The sequence below is a fragment of the Mailhella sp. genome, from assembly GCF_057866825.1.
Genome location: NZ_DBMAHT010000129.1, coordinates 1 through 5,409, shown reverse-complemented (window position 1 = coordinate 5,409; position 5,409 = coordinate 1). Strand labels below are relative to the sequence as shown.

General features: G+C 58.3%; 4 protein-coding genes. 1 reads left to right on the top strand and 3 read right to left on the bottom strand.

Translation table 11 applies throughout. The features are described from left to right. Positions 1-270: 270 nt before the first annotated feature. Both ACZM96_RS09290 and ACZM96_RS09285 read right to left on the bottom strand, forming a co-directional pair. On the bottom strand, positions 271-762 hold the full coding sequence (locus ACZM96_RS09290; RefSeq protein ID WP_489488714.1) for a helix-turn-helix domain-containing protein: 492 nt from the start codon (positions 760-762) through the stop codon (positions 271-273). Positions 763-1,049: 287 nt separating this feature from the next. Then, positions 1,050-1,382, bottom strand: a complete 333-nt coding sequence (locus ACZM96_RS09285) for a hypothetical protein (RefSeq protein ID WP_489488713.1) — start codon at positions 1,380-1,382, stop codon at positions 1,050-1,052. A 644-nt stretch (positions 1,383-2,026) separates the two neighbouring features. Here ACZM96_RS09285 and ACZM96_RS09280 point away from each other — a divergent pair. Next, complete coding sequence (locus ACZM96_RS09280; RefSeq protein WP_489488711.1) at positions 2,027-2,977, top strand: GGDEF domain-containing protein; 951 nt, start codon at positions 2,027-2,029, stop codon at positions 2,975-2,977. Between the two features lie 958 nt (positions 2,978-3,935). Here the strand turns inward: ACZM96_RS09280 and ACZM96_RS09275 are convergent. Further along, positions 3,936-5,409, bottom strand: a 1,474-nt coding sequence (locus tag ACZM96_RS09275) for an ABC transporter ATP-binding protein (RefSeq protein ID WP_489488710.1), incomplete at its 5' end; no start/stop codon positions are given.

Sequence of the window (5,409 nt, the reverse complement as noted above, 5' to 3'; positions counted from 1 at the left end):
CCTGGAAAACAAGACCATCAGTCCCTTTGCACTGAGGCAGTCCCTGAACATGCTCTACACTGATCTTGAAGAGCAGGGCATGGTCATGACCCGCTGACGACGCAGGCGCCGGGATTCTCTCCCCGGCGCTCTTTTTTCAACGCCGGAAGGAGCCGCCGGACATGACGGCTCCTTCCCCTCTCTCATCCTTTCCGGCGCCGATGCAGCCGCATCCGACGTCGATGGATGCCGCAAAAAACACGTTCCTCTTCCAGGGGCCGCTTCCTGCCGTCAGCCGTTTTCCGTTCTGTCGCCGGAACGCACTCTCCCCGCCTTCTCAAGAAACGCCAGCACGCCCTCCTGTTTCGCGCGTTCTTCAAAGCGCGCACAGCGCTCGCGCAACTCCGCATTTTCCTTCCATAAACGACGATTCTCCGCCGAAAGCTCCCTGCGTTCGTCCTCCAGACGATCCAGCCGGCTTTCCATTCTGGCGCAGCGCTCGCACGACGGCACCGCCGACTCCGGCACTGCAGATTCCTCCGCCTGCGAAGCCTGCGCCCCCTCCGTCGCGCAGCCCGGACGCATGGGCCCCCTGCCCATGAGAAGCCATTCCAGCCCCACGCCGGTCTTTGAACAGATTTTTAGTATGACCTCCACATTGGGCAGATTTTCATTCCGCTCATAAAACCCCAAAGATCCTTTGCTGATGCTGAGAATCCGGGCAAATGCCTCCTGCGAAATGCCGCCCCGCGCCAGTTTTATGCGTTCTCCAAGAGTGTTCATAGGACAAACAACGTTCTGACATCCAACACCCTGTTTAAAACTTCATCCTGCATGGTGGCCCTAACCGGCTGCAAAAAGTATAAAAACAGGCTATTAGACAAAATTTTAAATTTTGCCCTATAATTCTGCTTTACTTGAACAGAAAAATATTCTAAAAACAGATTTACGGGCGTTTACTGATCGTATCGACACTTCGACTTTAACCGCTACGGGTAGGAATATCAACGTCCAAATCCTCCAGAATTTGGCAAAACTAACGGCTCTGCAAGGTTTCCAGCGTTATATTATTAATAATAAAGACAGATAGATACAGGAATATCATTCTTTGCTGCGCCTTCATGTGCGCCGAGAGATTCTTCCAGACGCAACGCCTGCGCCGCAAACGCATAACGGCTGTTCCCCAAAATCTCCGTCGCCGCGCCCGGCAAGAACGACTCCCCCTGCCCCTGCTTTAACCGGCGGCTCGTTTGCGTCCCCTGTTTCCATGTACGTTTCCGGCAACTACGGAACCGCAGGCCGCCTCGGATCCTTTCAGCGCCCGCGGCGGACAGCATGACTCCGGGCCTTTTGTCGTACAGCAGAACTCCAGCACAGCGCACGTTGTGCCGCGTTCCGCCCATGCGCGTCTCCTTCGGCTCGCCTCCGCGTTCTCATTCCGCCGATTCTCCCCACGCCTTCCTTCCGCACCGCCCTTCGGCATCCCGCGCAACCGCGCCCTCCTGTGCTGCGCCCTTTCCCCAAGACGTCCTTCTTTCACGACGCGTCACGACCGCGGGCCCCTCTCTTCACCCCCGCCGCCCCGATCCCCGCTTCGTTCTCCCGGCCGCTGATGCCGTCTTCCCTCCCCGCTTCTGCGCCTTCGTGCGCCGAGCCGCCCATAAGAGCCGCCGTCCGTCTTCCGCTCCCAGGACATCCGCACGCCCCGGCCGCAAGAACGCCGCGCCGTTCTCTCATCGCAATACATTTCACATCTTCATGTTTTTATTGAAGAAACAATCTCTGCCGACAATTTTTGCCCTGCGCAGTTCATGCAATTTGTCTCTGAAAGACAGAAACTTTCGTCTGCTCCTTTGAAACTTGTTGATCTCGCAGCATTCAACATGATAAAAAGGCAGTACCCTAAAATATCATATTGTTACTGCGTGATTATGATTAATATAAGCTGCCTTTCTAAAATACTTTTTGTTTCAGCACCCTAGAAAAATACGAGGATCCATCGATGAAGAACGCCCCGTCATCGGACGAAGAGAAAAAAAGACAGGTCATGGAACTGACCAGTCTTTTCCTGCACAAGCATTACGGCGAAAACAGCACGGAACTTCTGATCGCCCACCTCGACGACGTGTTCAGCTGGGTAGGCACGGCGGAACACGAGTACTCGGCCGATCCCGACGTGGTGGCCAGCACCCTGCGTTCCTTTGCGGGCAAAGTGCCCCATTGCAATATTGCCGACGAACATTACGACGTCATTCAGCCCCAGCCGGACATCTTCATCTGTTCCGGAACCCTGTGGGTGTCCACATCGCCCGCTTCCGAAACGTATCTGCGCGTGCATCAGCGCATCAGCACCGTGTTCCGCTGGAGCGAAAAGGGGCCCCGCTGCTGTCATCTGCACCTTTCCAATCCCTACAACGAAATGGAGGAAGGCGACGTCGGATTCCCGGAAAAAATGTCGCTCGAATCCCGCCGATACTTTCAGGAACAAATCGCCCTGCAGAAAAAGCAAATCGAGGAACAGCACGCCTTCATCATTCACATGTACGTGGAAGATCTCTCCACCGGCCTGCACAACAGAAACAAATTCAATCAGGTGTGCGAAAGCCTGCACGGCAGGGACTGCGGAAGGCTCGGCATTGCCTACTTCGATCTCAACGGCCTGAAGAAAACCAACGATCTGCACGGGCATCAGGCCGGCGACGCGCTCATTCGGAGCACGGCCGAACATCTGCTGCGCCACTTCGGCAAGAATGCCTACCGCATCGGCGGCGACGAATTCATCGTCATCGACGCCGAATCCGACAAGGACACCTTTTACGGTCTGGTGCAGGCCACGGTGCAGGCCATGCACGACGACGATATTTCCGTGGCCCACGGCATTTCCTGGCGCTCGGAACACGGCAACATCGACGAACAGATCAACGAGGCCGACAAAAACATGTATCTGGCCAAGCGCGAATTCTACGCGCGCTCGGAAAACAACCGCAGGCATCGCTGAACAAAACGCCCGCCGATCCGATGACGACCGCGAGCTGAGGACGCCTCCGCGGCTTCCGCCGGAGCATGTCGCCCCGACGCCCGCCTCCGTGCCCGGCGTTGCGGGACTGGCCAGGCGTCATGAGTCTATTCCCGGCGTCGCGGGACGGCCCCCGCCGGGGGAAACGCCGTTCATTCGTCCGAAGCGTCGGCGTTCCCGGCCCTGGGAAAAAACAGGCTGCGGGAAACGCCGGCAAACACCGGGCCGCGCCTTCTCGGGACTATCTCCGGCACAGCCTTCCTTGCTGTCGCAGATGCACACTGCTGCACACTGGCGCGGCTTTCCCGAAACCTCCCATCCGTCCTCCCGAATCCGCCCGACCTCCGAAGCCGCCCTTTCTGCCGACATCCGCGCCGATTTTCCTCCAAAAAAAGCGTCGGACCTCCGCAAGGCGTCCTGTTTTTCCCGTCCCCGCGTGGAAACAGCCGACGCAGAGCAAAAAGATTACCGCAAAAGCATGTTTTCCCTCTCCCGGCGTGAAAACAGCCGCGCCCCGCGTGCCTCCGCGCCCGGCGAGCCGCATGACGCACGTGTTCGATGTGCCGCACGGCAATGACGCTCTGGCCCTGTTCTCTCTTCCCCGTCAGCCATTTCCCCCGGGCAGAACAGGCTGCGGTCTCTCAAGCAGCGTGGGGCGACCTGCCGGACGCTTCGGAGAAAAGGCGGCGACGTGCCTTCGTTCTCCCGAAGCGCGCAGGAACATTCAGCGTGGAGAAAGTTCCCTCGAACAGCGAGGGAATTTCACGGCGAGGGACTTCTCAGAACCCTGCCCCGCGCGTTCCGTCCATCGGATGTTCCTTCGCGCAGCCGAAGAACCGCCCAGGCGTCGCCGCGCTTCTGCCGGGCTTCCCCGTTTCAGAGCGCAAAAAAGGCGGCGTGAAGTACGCCGCCTTTTTCATAAGCACGTTGCAGTCGGAGACTAGGCGACTTCTTCCGCCTTTTCCACGACCTCACCGTGATGAATGGGAGCCTTGAACTGCATGTTGTACAGCGTGCGGTACTGACCGCCCGGAATGGCCATGAGTTCCTCGTGCGTGCCGAGCTCCGCAAGATGCCCTTCGTGAATGACGGCAATGCGGTTGGCGTTCTTCACCGTGGACAGGCGATGCGCAATGACGAACACGGTCTTGTCGCGCATGAGGTTGTCGATGGCGCGCTGCACGATTTCTTCGGACTTGTTGTCCAGCGCGGACGTGGCTTCGTCGAGAATGACGATGGGCGCATTCTTGACGAAGGCGCGGGCAATGGCCACGCGCTGCTTCTGGCCGCCGGAAAGCAGAATGCCGCGTTCGCCGATGTAGGTGTCCACGCCCTTGTCCAGCGAGTCGATGAACTCGGAAAGGCAGGCACACTGCAGGGCGCGCTGCACGTCTTCATCCGTGGCCGAAGGATTGCCGAGCAGAATGTTGTCCTTGATGGTGCCGTCGAAAAGGAAGTTGTCCTGAAACACCACGGCAATGTGCTGACGCAGATCGTTGAGGCCGAAGTCGCGGATGTCCACGCCGTCTATCTTGATGCTGCCGCGGGTCACGTCGTAGAAGCGGGGCAGCAGACTCACGAGCGTGCTCTTGCCGCCGCCGGAATTGCCCACAAGCGCCAGCATTTCGCCCACGCGCACGTCGAGATTGATGTCGTGCAGCACTTCCACGCCCTTGGTGTAGGAGAAGCACACATGCTCGAAGGTGACGTTGCGCTTCACGGCAGGCAGCGACACGGGATGTTCCTTTTCCTTGAGCGCCTTGGGGCGTTCCAGAATCTGGAACACGCGGTCGATGGCCAGAAACGACTGCTGCACCGAAACCGCCACGTTGGTAATGTTCTTGAGCGGCGTATAGAGCATGAGCAGCGCGGTGATGAACGACACGAAGTTGCCGGCCGAAATGGTGCCCTGCACGATGAGCCAGCTGCCGAGCGCGATGGCGAGGCCGAGGCCGATGGAAATGACGAAGTGCATGAACGGCGTGATCCACGCGGTGCGGCGCGTCATGGCCACGGTGAGGGTGAACACGTCGTCGAGCAGGCCGTTGAAGCGCTTTCTCTGGCGATCCTGAAGGTTGTAGGCCGCAATGGTGCGGTTGCCGGAAAAGGTTTCGTTATAGGTGGTGTTGAGCTGGAACATGCAGCTGTTGTTGCGCGAAACCAGCGAGGTGAGCAGTTTTTTCACCTTGGTGAGCGGAGCCACGGCCACCACGAGAATCACGATGGCCAGAATGGAAAGCTGCCACGAGTTGTAAAGCAGCACGCCTATGAGCGCGATGGAGGAACAGATTCGGGTGATGAAGCTTTTCAGATTGCCGAGCAGACCGGAACAGGCGAGTTCGGCGTCGGAATTGAAGCGGAAGAGCACCTCGCCGGAGGTGGTCTTGTCGAAGTAGGAAGGCTCGATTTCCACG